Origin of the sequence: Actinopolymorpha sp. B17G11 (assembly GCF_040196095.1) — a bacterium.
Lineage (GTDB): Bacteria > Actinomycetota > Actinomycetes > Propionibacteriales > Actinopolymorphaceae > Thermasporomyces.
On record NZ_JBEFTW010000024.1, the window covers coordinates 90,954 to 115,695 of the forward strand.

General features: G+C 65.3%; 20 protein-coding genes. 9 read left to right on the forward strand and 11 right to left on the reverse strand.

Annotated features, from left to right (window positions below; all coding sequences use genetic code 11):
• Both ABN028_RS22895 and ABN028_RS22900 read left to right on the forward strand, forming a co-directional pair.
• Nucleotides 1-2,421 (forward strand): glycoside hydrolase family 2 protein, encoded by a 2,421-nt coding sequence (locus ABN028_RS22895; protein ID WP_349698045.1) that lies wholly within the window; start codon nucleotides 1-3, stop codon nucleotides 2,419-2,421.
• Nucleotides 2,422-2,424: 3 nt separating this feature from the next.
• Nucleotides 2,425-4,929 carry a glycoside hydrolase family 3 C-terminal domain-containing protein gene (locus ABN028_RS22900; RefSeq protein ID WP_349698046.1) on the forward strand — a complete coding sequence of 835 codons (2,505 nt, stop codon included), beginning with the start codon at nucleotides 2,425-2,427 and terminating at the stop codon, nucleotides 4,927-4,929.
• Nucleotides 4,930-5,024: 95 nt separating this feature from the next.
• Here the strand turns inward: ABN028_RS22900 and ABN028_RS22905 are convergent, their stop codons facing one another.
• From ABN028_RS22905 to ABN028_RS22920, 4 genes are all read right to left on the reverse strand, one after another.
• Nucleotides 5,025-5,795, reverse strand: coding sequence for a FadR/GntR family transcriptional regulator (locus tag ABN028_RS22905; RefSeq protein ID WP_349325640.1), 771 nt, complete (start codon nucleotides 5,793-5,795; stop codon nucleotides 5,025-5,027).
• 75 nt (nucleotides 5,796-5,870) lie between these two features.
• Nucleotides 5,871-8,252 carry a glycoside hydrolase family 95 protein gene (locus ABN028_RS22910; RefSeq protein ID WP_349698047.1) on the reverse strand — a complete coding sequence of 794 codons (2,382 nt, stop codon included), beginning with the start codon at nucleotides 8,250-8,252 and terminating at the stop codon, nucleotides 5,871-5,873.
• Complete coding sequence (locus ABN028_RS22915; protein ID WP_349698048.1) at nucleotides 8,249-9,394, reverse strand: enolase C-terminal domain-like protein; 1,146 nt, start codon at nucleotides 9,392-9,394, stop codon at nucleotides 8,249-8,251. The genes ABN028_RS22910 and ABN028_RS22915 overlap by 4 nt, the downstream gene beginning before the upstream one ends.
• Nucleotides 9,395-9,623: 229 nt before the next feature.
• Nucleotides 9,624-10,151: a response regulator transcription factor gene (locus ABN028_RS22920; protein WP_349698049.1), complete on the reverse strand. Its 528-nt coding sequence runs from the start codon at nucleotides 10,149-10,151 to the stop codon at nucleotides 9,624-9,626.
• A 216-nt stretch (nucleotides 10,152-10,367) separates the two neighbouring features.
• Here ABN028_RS22920 and ABN028_RS22925 point away from each other — a divergent pair, with 216 nt between their 5' ends.
• Nucleotides 10,368-11,417, forward strand: a complete 1,050-nt coding sequence (locus tag ABN028_RS22925; RefSeq protein ID WP_349325644.1) for an alpha/beta fold hydrolase — start codon at nucleotides 10,368-10,370, stop codon at nucleotides 11,415-11,417.
• Between the two features lie 85 nt (nucleotides 11,418-11,502).
• Here the strand turns inward: ABN028_RS22925 and ABN028_RS22930 are convergent, their stop codons facing one another.
• From ABN028_RS22930 to ABN028_RS22950, 5 genes are all read right to left on the reverse strand, one after another.
• The gene (locus tag ABN028_RS22930; RefSeq protein ID WP_349698050.1) at nucleotides 11,503-12,408 is read right to left on the reverse strand and encodes an aminoglycoside phosphotransferase family protein; all 906 of its coding nucleotides are present in this window, start codon (nucleotides 12,406-12,408) and stop codon (nucleotides 11,503-11,505) included.
• Nucleotides 12,409-12,531: 123 nt separating this feature from the next.
• The gene (locus ABN028_RS22935; RefSeq protein ID WP_349698051.1) at nucleotides 12,532-13,641 is read right to left on the reverse strand and encodes a phosphotransferase; all 1,110 of its coding nucleotides are present in this window, start codon (nucleotides 13,639-13,641) and stop codon (nucleotides 12,532-12,534) included.
• A gap of 256 nt (nucleotides 13,642-13,897) precedes the next feature.
• Nucleotides 13,898-15,421 (reverse strand): FAD-dependent oxidoreductase, encoded by a 1,524-nt coding sequence (locus tag ABN028_RS22940; protein ID WP_349698052.1) that lies wholly within the window; start codon nucleotides 15,419-15,421, stop codon nucleotides 13,898-13,900.
• Nucleotides 15,422-15,679: 258 nt separating this feature from the next.
• Nucleotides 15,680-16,573 (reverse strand): SDR family oxidoreductase, encoded by an 894-nt coding sequence (locus tag ABN028_RS22945; RefSeq protein ID WP_349325648.1) that lies wholly within the window; start codon nucleotides 16,571-16,573, stop codon nucleotides 15,680-15,682.
• 106 nt (nucleotides 16,574-16,679) lie between these two features.
• The gene (locus ABN028_RS22950) at nucleotides 16,680-17,141 is read right to left on the reverse strand and encodes an SRPBCC family protein (protein ID WP_349698053.1); all 462 of its coding nucleotides are present in this window, start codon (nucleotides 17,139-17,141) and stop codon (nucleotides 16,680-16,682) included.
• 471 nt (nucleotides 17,142-17,612) lie between these two features.
• Between ABN028_RS22950 and ABN028_RS22955 the strand changes: the two genes are divergently transcribed.
• The 4 genes from ABN028_RS22955 to ABN028_RS35465 all read left to right on the forward strand — a co-directional run bounded on the left by ABN028_RS22955 (nucleotide 17,613) and on the right by ABN028_RS35465 (nucleotide 21,253).
• The gene (locus ABN028_RS22955) at nucleotides 17,613-18,089 is read left to right on the forward strand and encodes a DUF2243 domain-containing protein (protein WP_349325650.1); all 477 of its coding nucleotides are present in this window, start codon (nucleotides 17,613-17,615) and stop codon (nucleotides 18,087-18,089) included.
• 281 nt (nucleotides 18,090-18,370) lie between these two features.
• Nucleotides 18,371-19,423: a glycoside hydrolase family 43 protein gene (locus ABN028_RS22960; protein ID WP_349325651.1), complete on the forward strand. Its 1,053-nt coding sequence runs from the start codon at nucleotides 18,371-18,373 to the stop codon at nucleotides 19,421-19,423.
• Nucleotides 19,424-19,659: 236 nt separating this feature from the next.
• Complete coding sequence (locus ABN028_RS22965) at nucleotides 19,660-20,616, forward strand: phosphotransferase (RefSeq protein WP_349325652.1); 957 nt, start codon at nucleotides 19,660-19,662, stop codon at nucleotides 20,614-20,616.
• A gap of 226 nt (nucleotides 20,617-20,842) precedes the next feature.
• Nucleotides 20,843-21,253 carry a VOC family protein gene (locus ABN028_RS35465; RefSeq protein WP_502879203.1) on the forward strand — a complete coding sequence of 137 codons (411 nt, stop codon included), beginning with the start codon at nucleotides 20,843-20,845 and terminating at the stop codon, nucleotides 21,251-21,253.
• 284 nt (nucleotides 21,254-21,537) lie between these two features.
• Here ABN028_RS35465 and ABN028_RS22970 read toward each other — a convergent pair whose 3' ends face one another.
• Together ABN028_RS22970 and ABN028_RS22975 are read right to left on the reverse strand one after the other, a co-directional pair.
• On the reverse strand, nucleotides 21,538-22,092 hold the full coding sequence (locus tag ABN028_RS22970) for a DEAD/DEAH box helicase family protein (protein ID WP_349698054.1): 555 nt from the start codon (nucleotides 22,090-22,092) through the stop codon (nucleotides 21,538-21,540).
• A gap of 199 nt (nucleotides 22,093-22,291) precedes the next feature.
• A complete protein-coding gene (locus ABN028_RS22975) occupies nucleotides 22,292-22,876 on the reverse strand; it encodes a CGNR zinc finger domain-containing protein (RefSeq protein WP_349698055.1) in 585 nt (194 codons plus the stop codon).
• A 145-nt stretch (nucleotides 22,877-23,021) separates the two neighbouring features.
• Here ABN028_RS22975 and ABN028_RS22980 point away from each other — a divergent pair, with 145 nt between their 5' ends.
• Both ABN028_RS22980 and ABN028_RS22985 read left to right on the forward strand, forming a co-directional pair.
• Nucleotides 23,022-23,615, forward strand: a complete 594-nt coding sequence (locus ABN028_RS22980) for a class I SAM-dependent methyltransferase (protein ID WP_349698056.1) — start codon at nucleotides 23,022-23,024, stop codon at nucleotides 23,613-23,615.
• A 355-nt stretch (nucleotides 23,616-23,970) separates the two neighbouring features.
• The gene (locus ABN028_RS22985) at nucleotides 23,971-24,738 is read left to right on the forward strand and encodes a VOC family protein (protein ID WP_349698057.1); all 768 of its coding nucleotides are present in this window, start codon (nucleotides 23,971-23,973) and stop codon (nucleotides 24,736-24,738) included.
• Nucleotides 24,739-24,742 lie beyond the last annotated feature (4 nt).

Sequence of the window (24,742 nt, forward strand, 5' to 3'; positions counted from 1 at the left end):
GTGACAGGCAATCCCGGGTTTGCTCAGCTCGATCGCCGGCGTTTCCTCGAGGCGACGCTCGCCGGAGGCGGCGCTCTTGCAGGTTGGTCGCTTCTCGGCGGTGCCGAGACTCGGCCGGCTTCCGCGGCGTCCACGTCCTACCAAACCTACGGCGGAGCCGCGCGGATCCTGTCGATGAACCGGAACTGGCTGTTCGGCGGCCGTCTCACGCCAGGGAGCACTAGCCCTGGCTTCGACGACACGCAGTTCGCGCGGGTAGCCGTCCCCCACACGGTGGTCGATCTCTCCTGGCGCAGATGGGAAAGCTCACCGTGGGAGGAGGTCTTCGTCTACCGTCGCCACTTCGACGTACCTCCCGACCTGCTCGGCCATCGACTGTTCCTCGACTTCGAGGCGGTCAACGTAGTCGCGACGCCGTACCTCAACGGCAGCGAACTCGAGCGACACTCTGGCGGCTACCTTCCCTTCAGCCGTGAGATCACAGATCACGTGAAACAGCGCGGAAACGTGCTGGCACTGGCCGTCGACTCACGCTGGCTCCAGGTGCCGCCCTCGGGCGACCCAGCCGGCGCCCCTAGCCCGGACTTTCTCCAACCCGGTGGAGTCGTCCGTCCCGTCACCCTGCGGGCGGTACCGCAGATCTTCGTCAAGGACGTGTTCGCCAAGCCGGTGAATGTCCTTGACGCCGATCGTCGCGTCGACGTGATCTGCACGATCGACGCTGCAGTAGCTCCCGCGCGGCCCGTGCGCGTGGACGTCACCTTGCGGCAGGGTTCACGCGTCGTCGCCCGCGACTCCACCGCAGTCGAGATCGCACGCCCCGGTGAGGCCACGGTGCACCTCACGCTCCCCGACCTCGGGACCATCGCGCTGTGGGATGTCGACGCCCCGCACCTGCATGACGTCGAGACCGTGCTTTCGATTCCTCCGCAGCCGGTGCACGAGCACCGAGCCCGTCTCGGATTCCGCGACGCGCGATTCGAGATGGATGGATTCTTCCTCAACGGTCGCAGGCTCCCGCTGTTCGGACTGAACCGCCACGAGCTCCATCCGTACAGCGGTTTCGCGATGCCCGCGCGGGTCCAACGACGCGACGCCGAGATACTCCGACACGAACTGAACTGCATCATGGTGCGCTGCTCCCACTACCCGCAGTCCGCGGCCTTTCTCGACGCCTGCGACGAACTGGGACTGCTGGTGTGGGAGGAGATGCCGGGCTGGCACTTCATCGGTGACCAGGCATGGCAGGACCTCGCGTTGCGCGACGTGGAGCAGATGGTGCTCCGCGACCGGAACCGTCCCTCGGTGGTGGTCTGGGGTGTACGCATCAACGAGTCCGTCGATGATCCGGCCTTCTACGCCCGCACCGAGCAGGCCGCGAAGACGTACGACGGAACGCGTCCCACCTCGGGTGCGGTGAATGGACCGCGGTACCTTTCCGAGAACTTCCAGCACGACGTCTTCGGTTTCAACGACTATTCGGGCACCGCGACCTTGCGTCCGCCGCGCGAGGACCGTCCGTACCTCGTCACCGAGGCGGTCGGCCAGTGGCCGCGCTTCCAGCAGTTCTACCGGCGTACGGATCCACCAGATGTCCAGCAGCAGCAGGCGCTCTACCACGCCGAGGTGCACAACCACGCGAACTCGAACGACCGCTACTGCGGCGTGCTCGCCTGGGCGGCTTTCGACTACAGCTCGGCCCGGTCCAATACGTACGACCGGCTGAAATGGTCGGGCGTGGTCGATGTCTTCCGCGTCCCCAAGCCGGGCGCGGCGATCTACCAGGCACAGGTGGATCCGGCTACTCGACCGGTGATCCAGCCCGCCTTCTTCTGGCACTTCGGTGACCTCATGCCGGAGGGCCCGGGTGCCGAGGCGTTGGTGGCGTCGAACTGTGACCGCCTCGAGGTCCTCCTCGACGGTCGCCACCATGCCACTGTCGTCCCGGATCGGGACCGGTTCCCCCATCTTCGGTATCCACCGTCGCTCCTCGACCTCGGGGGCGTCGCCGCCGAACGACCGCCGGAGCTACGGATCGACGGCTACGTCGGCGACCGGCGCGTCGTGTCCCGTTCCTTCTCCGCCGATCAGACGCGTGACCGGCTGCTCCTCGTGGCCGACGACGACAATCTCGCGGGCGACGGCTCGGACGCCACCCGCGTGGTGTTTCGCGCGGTGGACCGTTACGGGGCACCGCGGCCCTACGCGGGGGGCACGGTCACCCTGCGGCTCACTGGTCCGGCGGATCTGATCGGCGACAACCCCTTCCCGTTCGCCGACGCGGGAGGTGTGGGCGCGGTCTGGGTCCGGTCGGTCGACGGTGGTGCTGGGCGGGTGTGCGTGACCGCCACCCATCCCGACCTCGGATCCCCGTCGATCACGATCCTGGTCCGCGGCGTCGCACCAGAGTGGGAGGGATGAACCATGGAATCCAGGCGATTCGGTGTGTGCGCCGCACTGACGACGACGGTGTTCTTGGCCCTGCTCGCAATGTCAGCCGCGGTCGAACCACCGAGGTCTCACGCGGAGAGCGTCAGCACGGACGTGGCACAGGACGACCGGCCCTGGTTGGACTCGTCCCTGCCGATCGGGCAACGCGTCGAACTCCTGCTCTCGCAGCTGACGTTGGAGGAGAAGACCCAACAGATGTACGGCGTCGGCCGGCCACGCGGCGTGCACTCGGTCGGCTACGTCCCCGGTGTGCCACGCCTGGGTATACCGCCCTTGCAGTTGGCCGATGGCCCTCTCGGCGTCAAGGACAGTTGCTTCGGAGAGATCTATCCGGACAACTGCAAGCTGGGGCCGTCCACAGCGTTGCCGGCCACCGTGTCCCTCGCCGCGTCGTTCGATCCTGACCTGGCCCATGCGTACGGACGGATGATTGGCGAGGAGGCCCGCGCCCGCGGCGTCGACGTACTCTACGGCCCGGCGATGAACATCGTCCGGGTGGCACAGGGTGGGCGGAACTTCGAGTACTTCAGCGAGGACCCCTACCTCACCGGACACCTGGCTGCCGCCTGGTCCCGCGGCCTCCAGAGCCAGGACGTCGCGGCCCAGCTCAAGCACTACGCGCTGAACAACCAGGAGCTCGACCGCCACAGCACCACGTCGAATGTCGACGAGCAGACGATGCGGGAGATCTACCTGCCCGCCTGGCAGATCGCCGCCACAGACGGGCAGGCGTACTCGGTGATGTGCGCCAACAACATGGTCAACGGTGTTCACAACTGCGAGAACGCCTATCTGATCCGCGAGATCCTCGAAGGAGAATGGGGCTTTGACGGAGTGGTCGGCTCCGACTATGCCGCCACCACCAGTGCGATCGGCTCGGTCAACGGCGGCCTTGACCAGTCGTTCACCGGCCGCGAGTGGGGAAAGTGGTACGACCAACTGTCCGACCTGGTGCGGCAGGGCGAGGTCAGCGAGGCACTGATCGACGAGCGGGTGCGTCGGATCCTCACCATGAGGTTCCGCCTGAAGATGTTCGACGACGACCGCGTGCCAGCAAGGCCGGTCGCGGTCGAGCGCAATGGCGCGTTCTCCCGCACGGTGGCCGAGCAGGGTGCTGTCCTGCTGAAGAACGACCGGAGTGTCCTACCGCTGGACACGTCGTCGCTGCGTTCGATCGCGGTGATTGGTGACTATGCGGCCGTCGCACACCCGGGCGGCGGCGGAAGTTCGCGGGTAGTTCCGTACTACACGGTCAGCCCACTGAAAGGGATCCGGGATCGGGTCGGTGACGGCGTGCAGGTGACCACCACCACCGGCAGGGACCTCGACCAGGCCGCGGAGCTCGCACGCGACGCGGACGTCGCGGTGGTCATCGCCCACGCCGACCAGAGGGAAGGCGAGGACCGCGCCGACATCGACCTGCCCGGCGACCAGAACCAGCGCATCGAGAGGGTCCAGGCGGCCAACCCGCGCACCGTCGTCGTCTTGAACACCGGAGGCGCTGTGCGGATGCCATGGGTCTCAGACGTCCACGCCCTGGTGCAGATGTGGTATCCCGGTGAGGAGAACGGCAACGCCTTGGCCGCCTTGTTGTTCGGCGACGCAGACCCGTCTGGCAGGTTGCCAGTGACGTTCCCGGTGAACCTCGAGCAGGACTGCTGCCACAGCCCGCCGCGCTACCCGCACACCGACGGTGTGTACGAATATTCCGAACAGCTGCAGGTCGGCTACCGGTGGTACGACGCGCAACGCATCGAGCCGCTGTTTCCGTTCGGTTTCGGCCTGTCGTACACCACTTTCGACTACGCCGATCTGGAGGTCGCACCCACATCCGCCACCCCGGGCCGAGCCGTCAAGGTCAGCTTGCGGGTGACCAACACCGGGCCGCGCGCCGGAACCGCGGCACCGCAGGTCTACCTCGGGTTCCCTGACACTGTGAGCCAGCCACCCCGCAGACTGGTCGCGACCGAGAAGGTCCGCCTGGCCCCCGGCCAGAGCGAACGCGTGACCATGACCCTGTCGGCCTCGGCGCTTTCGTACTGGAACACCACAGCGCACAATTGGGACGTCGCGCCCGGCACCTACACGGTGTTCGCAGGCGCGTCGTCACGCGACCTCCCACTGCAGAAGACGTTCCAGGCTCACCATGCCGACGGCGCCCAGGGCCTCACCGTCACCGCGCCGGACCTGGTGGCCGGCGGCACGACTGCCGAGGTCGCCGTGACCCTCAACAACACCGGAAGCCAGGTTCTCGCCACTCCCCGCATCGGTCTCACTGCGCCTGCCGGCTGGGATGTCGCGTTGACCTCTCCGCCGCCGACCGTGGTGCCACCGCATGACAGTGTTCGGGTCAGCTACCGGGTGAGCGTTCCGCACGATGCTGGACCGGCGCTGTACGTTCTCACTGCGAGGGCACGATGGAGTGGCCTGGTTGCCGGCTCCGCAGCCCGGGCGATCAGCCTGAACGCGATCCAATGACAAGGAGGAGACGTTGCCCAGCCGTCACTGGCTCAACGGCCGCTTGACCAACAGAGAAGCGTCATTGGTATACACCAACGTTCCTTGACGAGGAATTAGCGCTCCAGGCGGACCGGGGCACCGGGACCGCGGCGGCGGAGAAGCCAAGCTTTCGTGATGTGTGCGAACATCGCCTCCGCCGCACCGTCGCGGTCGTGGTCCGCGATGCGCTCGTAGATGCGGCGATGACCGAGATTGGACTTCACCCGCATGCCACGCTCCTGCTGACCGATGTACTGCGCTGCGTTGACCACCTGACTCTGCAGGCTGCGTACCACGGCCCGGGCGAGGCGGTTACCCGATACCTGCATGATCACGTCGTGGAAGGCACGGTCATGCTCACGGTACGCGACCCGGTCGTCCACGAGATCGTCCATCCGATCCACCAGTGAGTGCAGCTCATCGATGACTTCGTCGGTGGCCAGCTGGGCGGCGACATTGGCCATGTCCGACTCCAGCACCCGCCGGGTGACCACGAGGTCATCGACGATACCCAGACTCTTGTCCCTCTCGATGCTCGCCGCCAGTACCAGCCCGTCGAGCATGTTCCACATCGCCGGTGGGGTCACCGTGGTGCCGGCGCCGTGCCGGACTTGCACCAAACCCTTCTCCTGAAGCATCTTCACTGCCTCGCGGACGACCGGTCGGCTCACCGAGAAGGTCTCACAGAGAGCGGGCTCGGGGGGTAGAGGTGTACCTGGCTGGTGGAGGCCGCGCACGATCCGCTCCACAAGCTCCGCCATCACCGCGCTGGCGAGGTTCGCCGGCCGTCGCGCCCAGGCCGGAGGCGCCGCAGCGCCCACGGCGGATTGCTGCGGTGCGTTCATGGATCCTCCGGGCTGACCTACTGCGCGATAGATTAACTGGCCGAAGCATACGCAACCCGGTGACGGCGCCGTTGATCATGCTGGGCCGGGGTACACCCCGCGCCACGGGATCCCCGCGGAGAGTGTGATCTCCTCGATGCGATGGGAAGTGTTCGGCATGCATAGTTGATAGTTTCCGTCTCGGTCTGCGATGAGCTCTACTGTGCATCGATCAGCGCTCCACTCGATCGCGACCGTGACGCCTCCCCTTGCCCGAAGACCACGCACCCGGCCTTTCGTCCACTCCGATGGCAACGCTGGAAGTGGGCGGATGACCCCGCGGTGACTTTGCAGCAGCATCTCCGCCACCGCTGCCCCGAATCCGAGGTTCGCGTCGATCTGATGAATCCCACGCAATGAGCGGTAGCTCAGACCGTGCCCGATCAACCCGGCTTCGAGGAAGTGATCGAGCACCCACTTGGCACGTTCACTGTCCAACAACCGAGCGAACAGGCATCCCGTCCAGGCGTGTCCCCATCCCGAGCGCGGATTGGTGCCGTCCGCCATTCGACCCAGCAGGCTTTTCAACGCGGCGTCGGCGAGTTCGGGGGTGGTCGCTGGGTCAACCTCTCGGCCGGGGTAGACGCCGTAGAGATGAGAGAGGTGCCGGTGGCCCGGTTCCGGCTCGCCGTATTCCTGCGACCACTCCTGGAGACGCCCATCCGAGCCGATCGGCGGCTCGTCGAGTTCTGCCCGGAGTTCGGCGACTGTCGTCGTGAGATCGTTCTCGATCCCGCACCGCTTGGCCAGTCTCAGGTAGCTGTCGAATGTTTCCCGAACCAGCCAGAGGTCGTACGTCGTCTGGATGTCGACGTCAACAGCCTGCCCCGCGCTGTCCAGGTAGCAGTTCTCCGGCGAGGTGGACGGAACCACCACCCGACGATTGGTCGTCGGATCGATCATCAGGAGGTCCCGCGCGAACGTGGCCACACCTTCGATGACAGGGAATATCCGCTCGCGCACCAGATCATCGTCCCGGTAGAACTCCTCGTGATCGACGATGCAGGAGGCCATCCACATACCGCAGGTCGGGGCAAGAGACCACGTTGGCCGGTTCTGTCCCGCACCGATCGGCCAGGACGAACGCCAGATGTCGGCGTTGTGGTTGACGCACCATCCGGCGAACCCGAACACCTCACGCGCGGTCACCTGACCCGCCTCGGCCAGCGACTCGACGTAATTGATGAGGGGCTCAGTGCACTCCGCCAAGTTTCCGGGTCCGGCGACCCAGTAATTCATCTGGACGTTGATGTTCGTCGTGAAGCTACAGAACCAGGGCGGGTTACGTCGGTCGTTCCAGATTCCCTGAAGGTTCAGCGGAAGGGCATCTGGACGCGATCCCGCGATCATCAGGTACCGCGCGAACTGGAACAGGTCGGCGAACAGACCTGGGTCTGATCCGCCAGCGGTGACCGCATCGACACGTTCGGCAGTGGAGAGCGTTCGGCGATCGACGGAGGAGCCCAGATCCAGCTCGACGCGACGGAACAGTGCACCGTGGTCGGCAACGTGGTCGTCGCGAACACCTGCGACATCCCGTGCCGCGGCGGCGGTGGCGCGCTGGGTGCTCACCGACATCGGCGTCGACAGGTCCCGGCCGGGGGCTTCGCGCCAGTCCTCGATATTCGTTTCGGCGGCCAGGATGAAATGGAACCTCCTGCCCGACGCTCGGAGGCCATCTGTCGTGGCCGACACGGCACAGTCGCCAGCGGCGTGCAGGACAGAAGCGAATCCGACCCCGCCGGCGTCGGAGTATTCCAACCCTGGGTACGTCGTACCCCCCGGATCGACCTTGTTGAGGATCCTCTCCTCCACATAGGTCGGGGCGAATCCTGTCATGAGCACCGACCGCCCGTTCGGCACCTGGTACTCCACCGGATGGGGCGACACCATCCTTGCTGTGATCACGATGTCAGCGTCCGCTTCGACGGTCACGACCAACGCCTGATCCGGGTGGGAGATGAAGGCCTCCCGCACGATCCTGACCTGGTCACGCCGGTAGCTGACCCGCACGACCCCGGATGCGAGGTCGAGCTCTCGGCGGTACTCGTCGACGTTCTCGGCAGGCCCGTCAGTCTGCCCAGCAGACCCACTGTGTTCGAGCAGCAAGTCACCCAGCGGCTGGTATGCCGAGTTGAACGGGCCCTGCAGCCCGCGCACCATGTGGTCCGCGGCCACTCGGTCATCGCCACCTAACAGGTGTTCGCGAATTTTCGCGATGATCTTCGGCCCGTCCTTGACCCCGTGCTGGCGCGGCCGCCCGGACCAGAGAGTGTCGATGTTCAAAGCGATGCGTTCATGGTCGGTCCGGCCGAAGACCTTTCCTCCCAGAGAGCCGTTCCCTACTGGCAGGGCGTCGATCCAGTCCACTGCGGGTTCGTTCCACCACATCAACGTGTCGACGGTGCCCGCTGTCATGGAGACCTCACCGGCGCCTCCACCGGAGCGATCACGCCTCGCGCAACCGCCGCGCCTTCCTGAAAGGTCGCCAACTCCGACGGCAACGTGAGGTTTCTTGGGAGGGCGATGCCGGGCTCGGTCGGGGCGTGAAGCATTCCGTCCGGCCCGATCTCAGGCGGGCGCTTCACCGGATCCGAGGTGATCATGGATTCGAAGTAGGTGTTGTTCGAGATCGCCATACAAAGGTGACGACTCGTCATGTCCGCGCTGTGCACTTCCGCACGGAGTCGATAGGCGTCCGCGAGATGCGCGATCCGCAACGCGCCCGTGATCCCGCCGCGCAACCTGGTGCTGGCTCGAACGCCATGGGTCGCACACCCTGACGCAATGAAGTCAGCGGCGTTCAGGTGAGCACCGTCGGATGTCTCCGCCACCAGCAGGGGAACCGCGGTATTTCGGCCAAGGAGCTTGTAGGCGGTCACGCTGAACTCGCGCATCGGCTCCTCGTACCAGAGGTAGTCGGCCTCCGACAGCGCCTGGCCAACCCGAATCGCATCGGGCAGATCGAACCCCGCAGAGCCGTCGTACATGAGTGGGAAGCCCTCGCCGACGTGCTCCCGCAGCGCATGGATCAGCGCGACATCACGTGCCACGTCTCCCCACGCGTGCAGCTTGATGGCGCCGTAGCCGAGCTCACGACACTGGTCAGCGACATCGAGGTACTGCTCGATCGTGTCGAAGGTGACAGTCGAGGCATAGGCGGGGACGGACGTTCGGAACCCGCCCATCAGCTTCCAGCTCGGCAGGTCGAGGGCCCTGCCGGCAAGATCCCAGAGAGCAACGTCAACCTGGCCGAAGATGTAGATGGGCAGTTCTTCGAGGCGATCCAGCTCCCAGATGCGGTGCCACCACCACTCGCGGAGCAACGGATCCCTGCCAACCATCTCCGTCCGGAGGTGGCGCTGAATGAAGTCTTCCAAGAGCACTGCCACCTGCGGTCGGCCGACCAGAGCGACTCCGACGTGTCCGGTGTCGGTGTGGATCCGGAGCACACCGCCGGTAAATGTGGGCCGCGACCCCGGTAGTCCGCCGCGCCACTTGTAGGGCGGGTCATGCGCGGGAACTGTCACCGGAACAACGTCAAGGTCGGTGATCTGCACACGTACTCCTGAGCAGGCAGGCGGGGGTTCAGGGACGTCGGGGTTTCGGCGGCGCACGGTGCTGACCGAACTCGATCACGGCAAGCTGGTGGTCAGGGTAAGAGGGAAGACGTATGACGTCAAAAGAGACTCCGCGCTCCTCCCCCTGTGCGGAATGGCAGGTCGCCGTCGGCCGTCTCTTCGCAACTTCGTGTGGGTCAGGCGCCGCAGCGAGGCCGTACGACGTTGCTCAGGTCGTCGGGTTGCTGCCAGGACGGACCAGGCCAGTCTCGTAGGCGAGTACCACGAGTTGGGCGCGGTCCCGTGCCCCTGTCTTGGTGAGGACGCGACTGATGTGAGTTTTGACGGTGAGTGGGCTGAGAAACAACTCGTCGGCAATCTCGTCGTTCGAGCGGCCGAAACCGACATGGGTGAGCACCTGGAGCTTGTGCATCGCCGCTGGATCGGTGTCGGGGTGGGCGAGGAAGCGACTGATGAGTGCGCGGGTCGCGCCCGGTGTCAGCAACGCCTCGCCGCGGGCGATCGTATGGATGGCGTCCAGGAGGACGTGTGGTCTGACGTCTTTGGCGAGGAGCCCGCTCGCGCCAGCACGCAACGCCTGGACGACGTCGGCTCGGCGTGCGCGGACAGGGGCGAGTGCTTCAGAGCCATTGCTGGCTTCGCCGACGACTTCGAGATCCCTGGCGGAGTCGACCAACGCCCGGAAGCCGGCCCGGACCAGCTGCTGATCATCGACGAGGAGGACGCGAGTCGTCATCGGTCGTCACTCCCCCGCAGAGTCAAGGGCAGGTCGACGGTTCGATCCCGTCCCTGCCCGCCACTCTCACCAAGTCATATCGCGGAGTGTCACCGCCCGCAGGTGCCCTTGTTTGACCCTCATCGACCGCCGGTACTCGCTCCGCGCGGTCCATGTGGGGCGTGCGATAGTGGCGTCGCCTGTGACCGCCGCCGTTGGCCGCATGGGAGGCAAGACATGGCCGAGTACGCCGCTCTCAGCCCATCCACGCCGGCGCCGGCGCGCTGGGTGTTTCAGGCCCTTGAGCGAATTCAGGCCGGCGGGTCGGTGTCCCACGACGAGCTAGCCTCCCACTACACACCTGAGTTCCTTGAGGCCTTCACGCCCGAGCAGATGCTTGCGCACTACCGCGAAGTAGCGCCTATCGCGGCGGACGTGGCGACGTTCCAACCCGAGTTCCTTGTCGAACGGGGCACCGCAATCGGGATAGTCACCACACTCCGCGACGGTCGCCGTTACCGCTGGGAGTTCGGCCTCGAAGCCGACCGCCTCTGCATGCAGGTCCTCGCCAGAGGCCCGCTACCCGCCTATACCGACCGTGTGATTCAGGGTCCGACCGCTGAGGTACTGGTCCGGGACTACACCGACGTCGGCTCCGTGCCCGAGCACATCCTGCTGCTGCACGCCTTCGGTGCGGACGTCGGAAGCTGGGACCTGGTGGCCCCTTACGTCAAGGATGCTGCGACCGTGCACGCCCTGGACCTCCGCGGCCACGGCCGGGCCGACCTACGCCACGGTTACAGCATCCAGGGGTCACTTGAGGACACCACCGCCGCGACCCGCGACCTAGCCAGCAGCGACCTCATCGTCGCCGGCCACTCCCTCGGCGGGTACGTGGCCCTGGAGTACGCCGCCCGGACACCCTGCCGCGGGCTCATCACCTTCGATGGGCCAGAGCGCTTGCGCCGCAACGACACCGAGGAAGAGATCGCGGCCACATCAGAGCCGTTGAGATCGGTCCTCGCCGAACACGCCAAGACCGACTACGGCCAGCTCATCGCAGGCATGACTACACCGGCGCTTTTCGTGCTCATCCGAGGCACTCCTGACCGGCCCGAACCGCACGAAGCGATCGAACAGCGGGAGCGACTCGCCGACTGCGCGATCAAGTACGGTCACACCGTCCGATGGGTCGAGGCCGACCACGGCTTCGCTGAATCCCAGCCCGAACTCACCGGGCACATCATCAACGACTTCCTCACCACTCTCAAGGCGTCGTCACCGTGACTGAAAGATCGTCAGTTGCCTACCGTTGGTCTGGTGCCAAGCAACGCGACCCCTCGCCGACAGTTGGTCAACGACGGCCTGAAGATCATTCGCGGAGGTTGTGAACGAGCCGCGCGCTCCAAAGATCGCCTTGCCGGGATTCGAGTTCGGCCAGGGTGGTGAGGCCTTGGGCGTACTCGGCGAGTGCATCTGAGACGAGCCGGGCGAACGTCCAGGCCTTTACGCGTTCGGGGTCGAGGTCAAGACGGGCGCAGAACTGGGCAATCGCCGGTGTCCATTCGGTCGTGGGATCTGCAAGGTCGCCCATGCGGAACAGGAGATACTGCACCGCGTCGTAGGCGCGGTCACCAACCATTGGCAATGGGTCGATGGCCAACCACTGTTCCCGCCCGGCGGACAGGATGTTCTCGAGGTGGAAGTCGCCGTGCAGCAAGACTTCGGACGGACCAGATTGGCAGAGGTGACCGAGTAACTCGACCGCGGTGTCGAGCAACCATTGCTCGAACGGTGCGCCGGCCATCTCGTACCGCGCAGGCAGCGCGTGCGCAAGCTGAATAGCGCGATCGGCAAGACGATCGAACTGCGGCCCGTGCGGGCCAGTCCGGTGCAGTCGGCCGAGGATCTCGGCCGCTACCCGATCGGCGTCATCATGGTTGTCGAGGTGGTCCAGGCTCGCGCCGGGTACGCAGCGCTCAATCAGCATGGCGCCGGTAGCGGGATCATGCTCTACCAGCTCGACCGCCCCGTCGCCGGCCCATTCCCGCAATGCATCGGCCTCAGCGGCGCGAGCACCAGCGGGCAGGGTGCCCAACTCAACCGTCGACGGCATCGGCACCTTCAATACCAGCCGACGCGGACCTCGGCTCGCCGTGATCACCAGTGACACGTGACACCCAACAAACGGCGAGCCCAGGTCCAACGACCACTCATCGCCGAGCCGGCGGCACACCTCGGGAAGGTCCGCAAGCCACTCACGGCTGCCCTGGCCCACGTTCGACGCCTTCGTGCGCAACCGCTCTGGGATCGTGATCATGTCACTCCTGTGCTCACGGGGACGCAGATGCTGGCCGCACGACTCTTGCAGTCGGGTCACACGAGGGCCTGATGCCTACGTTCAGCTAGCGAATGCCGGGAAGAGCGGTGGTGCTGGGTCAGCGGCGTCCGACCATCGGTCGATCATGGCTGTTTCTAGCTTTCCGAGCCAGCCGATGAAGCCCGAGTACCCTTCGGCCCGCTCGGCCAGCTGTGTATATGTCCGAATCTGCTGCACGATCTGCCCGCGTCGGCGCCAGCTGTCGTGCCGGGACTGGCCCGAACTGGCGACCAACGGCAGTCGGCTGATCCGTCCGATCAGAGTGATCGCCGCGCCGTCGGCCAACATCTGGTCGTAGTCGTGGAGCACCAGATCGGCACCGCCGAGAGCGAGAGCGGATCGATACGCCCCGTCGGCAGACTCGATGACCGCCTCTGGCAGCAGTCCCCAGGGGTTGCTGTGGTGCGGGAACGGGTAGTGCAGGAAGGCTGCGTCGATCCCAGGGTGCCCGAACCGGCAACCCTCGAAGTCGACCAGGCAGGCGCCGCAATCTGTGATCAAGACGTTGGTCGGGTTGAGGTCCATGTGCGCGAGTGCAGCAGTTGCGCCTGGATCGTTGACCCGCTTGAGCAGCTGCACCACATCGTCTCGTGCTGACCGCGCCGCTGGCAGGCCCAGCTCGGTGCAGGCCCGCTCGATGGCATCCCAGCGTCCCGCATCAAAGTTATAGGGCAGGCCGGTGTCCACGTCGGCACCGAACGCGTCAAGCGTTCGCTGATGATCGTCCCATCGGCCGAGAGTCGACGCATGCAGTCGGCCCACCGCCGTAGCAAGCTCGACCATGCCTGCTGTCGCCGCTTCCGGATCGTTCGCCAACAGTCGATCCTGCAGGCTCGGCCAATCACCAAGATCGGTCTGGATCACCACGCCCACTGCATCATCGGCGTGAACCAGCCGCGCGGACACACCGCTCGCCGTGGCCGTTCGTAGACCTGCCGTCTCCCGTCGCAGGAACGCCGGACCCCCGTGGCCGTCGCCGTCTACTCGGCAGGTCTTGACCACGACCGACGAACCGACCCCGGGCAAATCGCGATCGAGAACCAGGCGGGTGACCGGAGCCCACTCGTGGCCGAGGGGCTGCTCGGAGACCACTCGACAAGTCCGACCCGCGATCGCCGTCAGCACAGCCATAACGTGCTCACGGCGCACAGACGTAAGGGGGTAGACGGGCATCGCACCAGGCTACTTGCCAACGACAGGCTGGAGAATCTGAGTACAGACTCACCGCGCCAATCCACTCCGCACTTTGGGTAACCGTCCCATCGGCACCACCAGGAGCGCGCCGGGGGGTCCAGTCTCCTCAGTGCTCGAACGGCTCCTTTCGAGCTTGATGTCCCTGCGGCTAGGCCGTTCGCGGAGGGGTCTCATCCATAGAGCGACCTCGCCGCTAGATCGCGCGGTTCTCGAGCGGGGTGTTCGCGGGGCCCTGCAGGATCGCACCGTCGATGGCGAACCGAGATCCGTGGCACGGGCATTCCCATGCCCTCTCCGCGTCGTTGAACGCCACGATGCAGCCGAGGTGGGTGCAGGTGGCGGAGACCGCATGTGTGCGACCTGACTCGTCCCGGTAGACAGCACATCGTTCGCCGCTCACCCTCACCACTGCGCCCGAACCTGGCTCGATGTCGTCGACACTGTCCCGGAACGAGCGGGCTCTGTCGCCCACGAAGTGACGGGCAACCGATGCCTGCTGAGTGAGCAGCGCACCTGCTTCGCTAAGCGGGCGCAGGCGACGCGGATCGTACAGCTCGGCTTCGGGACCGACCTCCGCACCGGTGATCAGTGCGGTGAGCAACCGACCGGCCATGACGCCGCCGCTCATCCCCCAACCGCCGAATCCGGTGGCGACGAAGACATGGCGGGAGCCGGGGTGGAACAGTCCGACGTACGGGATTTTGTCGGTCGTCGTGTTGTCCTGCGTCGCCCACCGATAGGCGGTCGGCCCGACATCGAACCGTTCGCGTAGCCAAGCCTCGAGTCGCTCAATACGGGAGGAGACACCGGGTGCCCCCGGCTTGAACTTCTCCCCCGTGACGATCAGGAGACGCGTGCCGCTCGTATACGGTGCGCTCCGCACCGACCGGGTGTTGTCCTCGGGCGAGATGAAGACGCCACGAGGGTCCTGATCGGCCGAGATCGGGGCGGCCACCGCCAGTTCCCGTTGAGGTTCGAGCCGGGCGAACAGCAACGCACGGTCGAACACCGGATAATGGGTCGCCACGACCACATCCTGCACCGTGACGGTGCGCCCGTTCTCCATCTCGAGCCGACATGGTTCTCCCTCGGACAGTCCGACGACGCGCGTCTGCTCGAAGATGTCGACACCACGCCGGGTCATCTCCTCTGCCAGCGCGAGAAGGTACTTGCGCGGGTGGAACTGAGCCTGATCCTCGACCCTGACCGCGGCAGCAATCGGGAACGGCAAGGGGGCCTCGGTAACCAGTGTCGCCGAAAGTCCTGCCTCGCGGGCGGCCTCTGCCTCGGCATGGATCTCGCCCACCCGGTCGGCCGAGTCGGCCCACGTGAACGCTGGACGACGTTCGAGTTCGCAGTCGATGCCGAGCTCGGCGACGATCCCCGCCACATGCTCGACCGCGTTCTGCTGGGACCTCGCATAGGTGCGGGCCCCGTCGGCACCGACCGACCGCGTGAGTTGCGTGTAGATCAGCGTGTGCAGCGCGGAGAGCTTGGCGGTCGTGTAGCCAGTCACGCCGGCGGCGATCCGGTCCGCTTCCAGCACCACGACCGAGCGACCCGCCCGAAGCAGCTCCCACGCGGCCGACAATCCCGCGATGCCGCCGCCGATCACGGCGACGTCTGCGGTCTGGTCGCCCGCAAGCCATGGATACCGGGTCGGGCCGGTCGAATCCATCCAGTAGGACTCGCCGCCCATCGCTCGCGAGGAAGACATGAAGGGCCTATACCCACGGGGCGAACCGCATCACACAACCCGCTACCTGCTGATCGCCTCAGTTGGCCTTCTCGAGCTGGCATGCTGAACGTTGCCGTGAGCTGGAGCTGGGCCTGGGCCTGGGCCTCGGCCTCGGGACCGGCCCCTCATGAACGCTCTGGTCGTTGAGAACCGCATCCCTGAGCCGGGACATTGGTCTGGTCGATCAACCGCGACACGGTAGTGGCCGGTGCCTTGGCGGGATGACACCCACGTTCCTCAGGCGAGTGGTTTGCCGCCCGTGACGCCGAGGATCTCGGCGTTGACGAAACTGGACTCGCCCGACGCCAGGAACACGAACACCGGTGCAAGCTCCGCCGGTTGGCCGGGTCGGCCCGTCGGTGAGCTGCCGCCGAACTTCGCGGTCTTCTCCGCATCCATCGAGGCCGGGATGATCGGCGTCCACACCGGGCCCGGCGCGACGGCGTTCACCCGGATGCCGCGCTCGATGAGCTCCAGCGCCAGACCCTTGGTGAACGTCACGATGGCGCCCTTGGTCGTGGCGTACGGCAACAGCGGCGGTGAGGGCTGATAGGCCTGGATCGAGGCGACGTTGATGATCGACGCGCCCGGTTTCAGGTGCGGCAGTGCCTCCTGGCACATCCAGAACATCGCGATGATGTTGGTCTTGAACGTGTGCAGCAACAGGTCGTCCGGAATCGACTCGATGCCGTCGAACGTCATCTGGTACGCCGCGTTGTTCACCACGATGTCCAGCCGGCCGAACTCCTCGACCGCCCGGCTGACCAGGCGTCCGCACTGGGCTCGCTCGCTGATGTCACCCGGAATTCTGACCGCGCGCCGGCCCGCCTCCTCGACCACCCGGGCGGTCTCCGCCGCGTCGGACTCCTCAGCCTCCAGGTAGGACAACGCCACATCGGCGCCCTCACGGGCGAACGCCAGCGCGACCGCTCGGCCGATGCCGGAGTCACCGCCGGTGATGACCGCCGACCGACCCTCCAGTCGTCCGAGGCCGCGGTAGGTGTCGTACCCGTAGTCCGGCTTCGGCTCCATCTCCGAGTCCAGACCGGGATGCTCCTGTACCTGCTCTGGAAAGTCCGGACGCGGGTAGCGTTCCCGCGGATCCTGCGGCCTTGTCTGATCACCGCTCACGGTGCCGCTCCCCTGCACTCCATCCATCCACACTGGGAGGCATCTCACACGCAGCCTCCGGCGCGCACCATCCCAGGACCTTCGGGTCACGCAGGAGCGCCAAGATCTAGGGCTGTGGGCGGTCGACTTCTTCGCGCCAGGCGCCAGTTTCGGTGCCACGGGCTTCGATGAACGCCTTGAACTTTCGCAGGTCAGCCGACGTCTGTTTGCCTACCACGTCCAACTTCTCCGCAGCCGCTTCGGCAACCCCTTCGGGCTCCATGTCGAGCTGGACCAGCACCTTGGTGTGCGTCTCGTCCAGTCGATGGAAAGTTACGACGCCGGCCTGGCGAACCTCGCCCTCCTCGGTCGTCCACGCTATCCGCTCATCAGGACGCTGCTCGGTGATGCGAGTGTCGAACTCTCGCCGTACTCCACCGATATTCGTAACCCAGTGATTGTGTGTGTCGTCCACTTGGACAACCCGCTCGACTCCAGACATGAACCGCGGGAAGTCCTCGAATTGAGTCCATTGGTTATAGACCGTCCGCACCGGAACATCTACGACGATCGACTCTTCTGTCGTCATGCTCAACCACACCACTCTCCACTAGGTAAACGGTCGTCTATATACACGGCCCGCCCCCACATATTCACGGCCTGCCCGGCAGTGACGAGCTATAGGGGGAGCTTCTCTTCCTGCCGCGGGCTTGTCTCCAGCCTCACACCAGAGCGGTTCCAGGGCAGGGGATGACGTCCTGTCACGAAGCGACATCCGTCACCCGCGCCGCAATCCAGGCGCACTGCGACAGCCTCGGAGTCCTTCCTTCACCGGCGCGCCGGTGAAGGAAGTCGAAGACCTGAAAGACACCGGCCGGGGTGGTCGGTTGTATCTTCTTAAAGGAAGTCCGGTCTTCCGGTGTGAGCTCCGGCTGGGCTCGTGCACAGCCAGCAACCGGACCACATCAGAGGTAGGCCTTGGAGCAGTCCGCGCGAGATCCCTCTGACGTGTGTCGTGGACCGCTCCATCGAACGGTCTAGACGAGGACGGCGGTGAGTTGTGCCCGGCTCCTATGCGGCTGGCCGTGCGGCTGGCATTGTCACCGGCTTCGGACTTGGTGGATTCGTCGACGGGATCGTCGCTCACCAGATCCTGGGCTGGCACCACATGCTGTCGGGGTGGGTCGCCATCGGGACCGAGCAAGGCATGCGAACGAACATGATCGGGGACGGCATCTTCCACCTCTTGTGCCTGACTGTCGTCGTGATCGGGCTCTTCCTGGTCCGAAGCAACGGACAAGCAGCGAACGGCACGCAGTTCATCGGTGCGCTACTCGCAGGGTGGGGTTTGTTCAACTTGCTCGAAGGAATCGTCGACCATCAGATCCTCGGGGTGCACCACGTCCGCCCAGGACCGAACGAACTCTTGTTCGACCTCGGATTTCTCGCGGTAGGTGCAATCCTGCTCATCGCCGGGCTGGCGCTGTCCAGGCCGACACCCACGCGGCCGGCTGTTGCGAGGGCCAGCGGTAGGTGATCGCCACCAGGCCGCCGCCGCTTCCCTGTGGCGCGCTTGGCGTTCTTCTTACCCGCCTTCTGCTCGACCTTGTTGCCACAGCCGTGGTGCCGGACAGCCGCTCGTCCGGGACCGTGGGCGGTGGCATGGGTACGCCCTCCTTGAGCTCGTCCAGGTACGCAGGTTCGCCGGCGCAGGGATTGCTGGCCGATCTCATTTACAACGTGAGAGATCGTCAATATCGTGATTCAGTCCGTTCGCCCTCAGTGGGCGTACCCATGCCGAGGGTCACAGGAGAAGCATTGAACCCGACCTCCGCATCGCGTTCCTTCGAACCGTTCCGTCCCGCCAGGTCCGTCAGCCGGCGAGCGCTGCTGGTCGCCACCGGCGGCGCCGCGGCCATCGCAGCCCTGGGCGGCACGATCCCGGCCCGCGCCCAGGGCACCGGCGGGTATCAGAACCCAGTTGAACCGACGAACCACCCTGATCCGGCGGTGCTCTACGCCGATCGAGCATTCTGGCTGTACTCGACCGCAGGTCAGATGGGCGCGATGCCGGTACTGACGTCGCCCGATCTGGTCAACTGGACCGAGGTCGGCAACGGAATGCCGGTGATCGCCCCGTGGTCTGTGCCGGGGCGACATTGGGCGCCCGAGGTCATTCAGGTCGGACAGCGCTACCTGTCCTACTACACCGCTCGTCGTGCTGACATGAACCAGCAGGCAATCTCGGTTTCGCTGGCCGACTCTCCGGCGGGGCCGTTCGTGGACGACCGCACAACGCCCTTGATCGGTCAGACCGACGAAGGCGGGAGCATCGATGCGTCACCCTTCCAAGACGCTGACGGTTCGCTGTGGCTGCTGTGGAAGAACGACGGGAACTCTCGTGGCCTGCCGTCCTACATCTACCTCCAGCGGCTCACCGACGACGGACTGGAGTTGGTCGGCGAGCCGAAGCGCATCATCGGCATGGACCAGCCTTACGAGATCTACACGATCGAGGGCGCGTCCGTGATCATCCACAAGGGCGTCTACTACTGCTTCTACTCGACCGGCGAGTACTGGAGGAACACCTACGGCGTCTGCTGGGCAACAGCGCCCGGGATCACCGGCCCGTGGACCAAACAGGGCAACGGTCCGATCCTTGCCGGCAACGACGTCGCCGCCGGCCCCGGCCACGGCATGCCGATCAAGGTCGGGCCGCACTGGTGGTACGTCTACCACGCCTGGCAGCCGGACGCCGTCGGGTCGCCCCCCGGCCGCCTGGTCTGGCTGTCCCGGCTGAAGTTCACCGACGAAGGGCCAGTGATCGACGGACCGAACGAGGAGAACCCGTTCGAGCCAATCCTCTTCTGAGCCCTCGCCTTACACGACAGGCTGCCCGACACGCCGAACACTGCGAACATGATGCTGAAGGCCGGCGGCCCCGACCGTGTAGCCAGCAAGCGGCCTGGTTGTCTTCGGCGACGTGATGTCGGCGGACCTCAGCCCGCCGCCCAGGAATGGGGAGGTTGCATCGACCCCGGGTAGAGACGACCCGGGGTCGATGCAGATCGCTGGGCGAGCCAGAGAGCCCGATGACAGGTGCGCCAGTGGACTCAGCCGACGAGTGGGCACAGCACCTCGAGTTGCACCTGATGGAGGAGCTAAACCGGCGGGGCGTAGGCAAGGATCGCCTGGACCTTGTTCGTATGGTGGCGACCGAGTACGACGTCGGTATCCCAACCGGTTGTCGGCTGATGGAGTCCGGGCTCAACGACACCTACGCCGTAGAGGTCGATGGATCCTGCTACGCGCTCAGGCTGCACGGACAGAACAAGCCATGGATTGCCGGCGAAGGTGACCTTCGATTTGAACTCAGCCTGCTGGACCATCTCCACGCTGACGGCGTGCCGGTGTCGGTCTCGGTTCGACGTCGCGATGGCGACTCCCTGGGCTTGATCGAGACGGCCACCGGGAACCGCTACTGCGTACTCTTCACCTGGGCTCCGGGTCACGCCGGTGCCGACACCGAGGAGCACGCTCGCCGGGTAGGCCAGACGCTTGCCGCGATCCATGTCGCGAGCGATGGGTTCCGGACCACGTACAACCGGTACACGCTCGACGTGCGACATCTTCTGGATCGCCCTTTGAAGAGATTGGAATCCTCAGCCAGGGAGTCCGATTCGGGCGCCGTCGAGTTCATCCGGGGTCACGTTTCGGAAATCAGGCGCCGGCTGCAGGCGTTCAAGCCTGGGCCGGGCGGTTGGCGTGTCATCCACGCCGATCCGCAGGTTCTCAACATTCACTTCACCGACGGCGGACAGGTCACTTGGTTCGACTTCGACCTGTGCGGATACGGCTGGCGCGCCTATGACCTCGCCTATTACTACACCCGGATTCCCGAACGTTTGAGAGCGGCCGCTCTCGACGGCTACCAGGCGGTCCGCCCGCTCTCAGACGCCGAGCTCGACATGCTTCCCACGCTTGGACGGGCGGCGTGGGTCTGGGAATGCATTCCCCCCGCTGACCTCGTTGAGAAGCTGAAGAATCCGTATGACGTTGAGTGAGGCGTCGGCAGTGGTGGCTCCCTGCGCTGACCCTCACATGTTGGCGGGCCCATGTGTACGGCGTGCGATGTGCCCTTGGCCGCGTTTCCGCAGGTCAAGGGCACAGTTGGTTGGTGGGCAGGTCCCGGGTTCGAACCAGTCTAGGCGCTGCTGACAGTAGATGTCAGGGTGACCCTCGTAGCCTCGTCTGCCTATGTAGCCGACGTCATCGCCTTGGGAGGCTTCGATGAACGAACGTGGATTCTTGGCTGGAGTCGTGCTCGACTCGACGGATCCTCAGCGACTCGCACGCTTCTATGCCGACGTACTCGGCTTTGTCGTGGTGGAGGATTCGCCCGGATGGGTCGAGCTCAAGGATCCGAACGGTGGCTGGCCGCATCTTTCCTGCCAAGGGATCAACCAGCATGTCCAGCACGGTGCCGGTACGTCGAAGGGCAACCGGTTCCACCTCGACCTTGGTATGGCTCCACCTGGGCCCGGCGTCCTGCCCACGGCGCATCAGGTTAATGCGGAGGTCTCACGGCTCGAGCGGCTTGGCGCTCGCCGGGTTGAGAGAATCACCCAGCCCGAAGGGGAGTCCATCCATTGGGTTTGGGCGGACCCTGAGGGAAATGTATTCTGCGGTCCTGGAGTGTAGGGGTAGGTCTTCCGTCGGCGTCGTCCTCGCCATCGGCGGCAGGTTCGGAATCGTCGAGGGAGATGCCGGCGCACTCACCGCGACGACGTACGCCTCTTCTGCTGCAGCAGCAGTTGTAGCCGCCGTCCGTTGCCGACTACACCGCTGAATTGATCTGGCACGCTCATGACGTGCCGTCTGAACGAGTACGGTTGTTTGCGGTCGTGATGCGGATGGCAAGTGCTGGTATTGCCAGCATCGCGAGGAGGGCACGACGGGCCACGCGCTACACGGCGGAACCATGCTCACCTGTCTTCACGGGCCCAGTCGATGACCCGCTTTGCAGCCGCGTGCGGAGGCATCGTGGAAGTGTCGAGGACCAATGCGTCTGGCGGAGCGGGAAACAGACCCTTGGTGCGTAGCGTTTGAAGCAGGCTGTCGGGGTCGATCATCTTCTGCCGCTCGGCCCTTGCCGGTAGCACGACGCGCCTTACAAGCTCTTCCTCCGGGCAGGTCAGCCATACCGGAAAGAAGTGAGCCTGTCGTTCCTCGGCGATCGAACGGAGCTGTTCCAAGACTCGCCCCTCGGACGGATCGTCGCTCAAGTAGTTGGTAAAGATGTGGCTCGTCGTTTTGGTGGCTCGCGACACTGCCGTCATCGTCGCTTCGCGGACCTGTGCAGTAAGGTCCCAAATCCACTCAGGCAGCGGAGTGCGCCCGTCGGCACCGTACGCCAGGAAGATTGGGTCATTGATGAGATGGTTGTCGATCAGGGCTGCCCCGGTCATGGCCGACAGCTCCAGCCCGATGGTGAGTTTCCCACTGGCTGGTGGTCCGACAAGGTAGGTGATGGTGAGCACTCCGGCATCTTATGAGCGCCAAGGTCTGGCACCTGCGGTCCGTGTGGCCACCAAACCTGTTCCGGCAAACCTCCAACGCCATCCGACCTCGCCAAGCCCTCGGAATCGCACGTCCCGACTGGCTATCTCGACGACTGCAGCGCTGAGACGTCGGGCTTCGGCGATCGTCGTAGGTAGCGAATCTCGTGGGTTGCTCACGTTATCTGCGGCCTGCGTGTCGCGCCCGGAAGGCGGCTGCCTTCGTACGGTTCTGACACGGGGTGGAGCAGAAGCGTCGGGCGGCGTTGCGCGAGCTGTCGATGTAGACGCGGTCGCAGAGGTCGGCGCTGCAGACGCCAAGCCTCCCCGCCAAGTGGCTGCCGACCGCGAGGGCAAGAGCGGTAGCGCAACCGGCACTCCAGCCAATCGCCAAGGAGTCATCCGAGCCGTGAAAATGGACCTGCCACGGTTCGCTGTCCAGTTGATCCAGCTGTGGGCGCGCACCGGTTGAGATCAGCAGACGATTCAGCACGCTCGCCGCGCGTCCGATCTCGCCCCGATTGACGGCGTCGAAGATGGCCCGCATCGCTCCAGCGGTCTCGGCCAGATAGTCGGCCTCTTCCTGGGTGATCGCTCGCCCTACGGGCCACCTGCTTTCCGCCGGCAGGATGCCTGCGATGACGCGTGGGCGCTCTTCTCGCTCCGGCGCCGTGTATGACCGACCGCCCGCAGCACCATCGGTCAGCACATTGACCAGATCGACGGCGACCTCGAGCAGCGTCGCGATGTGACTGTCGAACAGCACTTGACCAGTCACCTTCCCTCACCTAGCCTCGTGACCGTCGTCATCCTAGACGACAGTCACAAGGTTGGCTGCGCGCCGGCAGGCCGTAGCGGCGATCGATCTCACCACACTCGACCCAAGCACCCACGCCACGGAAGGAACGCGCATGACCCTCGACGAAACACGCCAACTCTGGGATCAGGTGGCGTCAACGTACGACGACGAACGAGATCACGGCCTCCTCGACCCCCACATTCGCAGAGCGTGGCAGGAACTCCTCGTCGAGGTCATCGGATCCAACCCGACCAGAATCGCCGACCTCGGATCGGGCACGGGGACCCTTGCCGTTCTACTCGCCGCACTTGGCCACAGGGTGACCGGGCTCGATCTGTCTCCAGCAATGGTCGACCGCGCACGCGACAAGGCCACGAAAGGCGGCATCAACGTGGACTTCGTCCTCGGAGACGCCTCCAAGCCCCAGTTGCCGCCAGGACAGTTCGATGTCGTCCTCGCCCGGCACGTCCTCTGGGCAATGCCAGACCCAGCCGACGCCCTCGACCACTGGATACAACTCCTCACCCCCAACGGCCACCTCGTCCTCATCGAAGGCTTCAACGCCGGAGGTGGCATACACGCAACGTTCCTGAGCGAGCTACTCGAACAACGCGTCTCAACCATGACGCTCACACACATGCCTGAGCGCATCTACTGGGGCCGAGAGATCACTGACGAGCGCTACCTGATCTCCGCCCACAGATGATCACCACTGCTAACCCAAGGCAAGATCAACATCTGCCAGAAAGTTGACGCCCAACAGTTCGGCGTCTGATGACCTCGGGGTGTTCGCGCGTGGTTCCGCCCTCACCACGGTGCCAGACCCCGAAGACGATCCGGAGCCAGTCGATCTGCTCGCGTAGGCCCTTGTTCGCCGGCCGTATAGGACACAAGGTGTCCCTTACGTGCAGCATCGTAGGGCTGGAGCGGTGATGCTATGTCCGCGACCAACGACCGCTGCACCGACGTCGTGGATGGGGACGAGCGCACCAGCCCAGCGAAATGATCACCCTCAACGCGCTGCGCATCCTCCGCGCCGCTGGCCGATTGTAGGTGCGACGATGACCGCCGAAACGAACATCGAGATCCAGAACGTCGTGTTCGCCTGCCCTGGCAACTCGAAGGAGAGCTACGACCGCGGCGGTAGAGCGCTTGCCACGTTCTACGCCGACCTGCTCGGGATGCGCATCGCTCGCGAGGACTGGTTCGTACTCGAGGACGCCGACGACCTCGACGGGCTCAACCTCGCGTTCGGCGACGGGCCGATCGACTATCGTCCACCGCGCTGGCCGGACTCAGAGTCCCCGCAGCAGATGCACCTGGACATCTCCGTCCGTGACCTGGATGACGCCGAACAGCGGACGCTGAAGCTCGGTGCGTCGAAGCTCCAGGACAACGCATCCTTTCGCGTCTACGCAGACCCGGACGGACACCCGTTCTGCCTCTACGGCACCGCCACGCAGGCGGCACCCCGGATCGAACGTGTGGTCCTCGACTGCTTCAGCCCGCGTTCCCTCGCCGACTTCTACGCCTCCCTGCTGGACATGCCGAACCGGGAGCTCGATACACCCGAACGAGTCGTCATCGCCCGAAGCGACGGACGGCTGCCGGCGCTGGCGTTCCAGCACGCCCAGTTCCCCGCACCACGCTGGCCAGACCCCGCCCACCCACAACAGGTCCACCTCGACCTCCGCGTCGTCGAGCCGAACGCGCCACGCATGCACGCCGCACGAGAACTAGCCGAACAGCTCGGCGCGATCCGGCTGCCCGACGAAGGACTTGGGCACAGGGTGTACGCCGACCCGGCCGGCCACCCGTTCTGCCTATAGCCGA

What these genes read in the sequence shown, in the direction of transcription:
- ABN028_RS35465 (WP_502879203.1), top strand. Translation starts at nt 20,843, where the DNA reads ATGAACGAACGTGGATTCTTGGCTGGAGTCGTGCTCGACTCGACGGAT.
- ABN028_RS22940 (WP_349698052.1), bottom strand. Translation starts at nt 15,421, where the DNA reads ATGTCTTCCTCGCGAGCGATGGGCGGCGAGTCCTACTGGATGGATTCG.
- ABN028_RS22900 (WP_349698046.1), top strand. Translation starts at nt 2,425, where the DNA reads ATGGAATCCAGGCGATTCGGTGTGTGCGCCGCACTGACGACGACGGTG.
- ABN028_RS22905 (WP_349325640.1), bottom strand. Translation starts at nt 5,795, where the DNA reads ATGAACGCACCGCAGCAATCCGCCGTGGGCGCTGCGGCGCCTCCGGCC.
- ABN028_RS22925 (WP_349325644.1), top strand. Translation starts at nt 10,368, where the DNA reads ATGGCCGAGTACGCCGCTCTCAGCCCATCCACGCCGGCGCCGGCGCGC.
- ABN028_RS22935 (WP_349698051.1), bottom strand. Translation starts at nt 13,641, where the DNA reads ATGGCTGTGCTGACGGCGATCGCGGGTCGGACTTGTCGAGTGGTCTCC.
- ABN028_RS22910 (WP_349698047.1), bottom strand. Translation starts at nt 8,252, where the DNA reads ATGACAGCGGGCACCGTCGACACGTTGATGTGGTGGAACGAACCCGCA.
- ABN028_RS22920 (WP_349698049.1), bottom strand. Translation starts at nt 10,151, where the DNA reads ATGACGACTCGCGTCCTCCTCGTCGATGATCAGCAGCTGGTCCGGGCC.
- ABN028_RS22950 (WP_349698053.1), bottom strand. Translation starts at nt 17,141, where the DNA reads ATGACGACAGAAGAGTCGATCGTCGTAGATGTTCCGGTGCGGACGGTC.
- ABN028_RS22980 (WP_349698056.1), top strand. Translation starts at nt 23,022, where the DNA reads ATGACCCTCGACGAAACACGCCAACTCTGGGATCAGGTGGCGTCAACG.
- ABN028_RS22985 (WP_349698057.1), top strand. Translation starts at nt 23,971, where the DNA reads ATGACCGCCGAAACGAACATCGAGATCCAGAACGTCGTGTTCGCCTGC.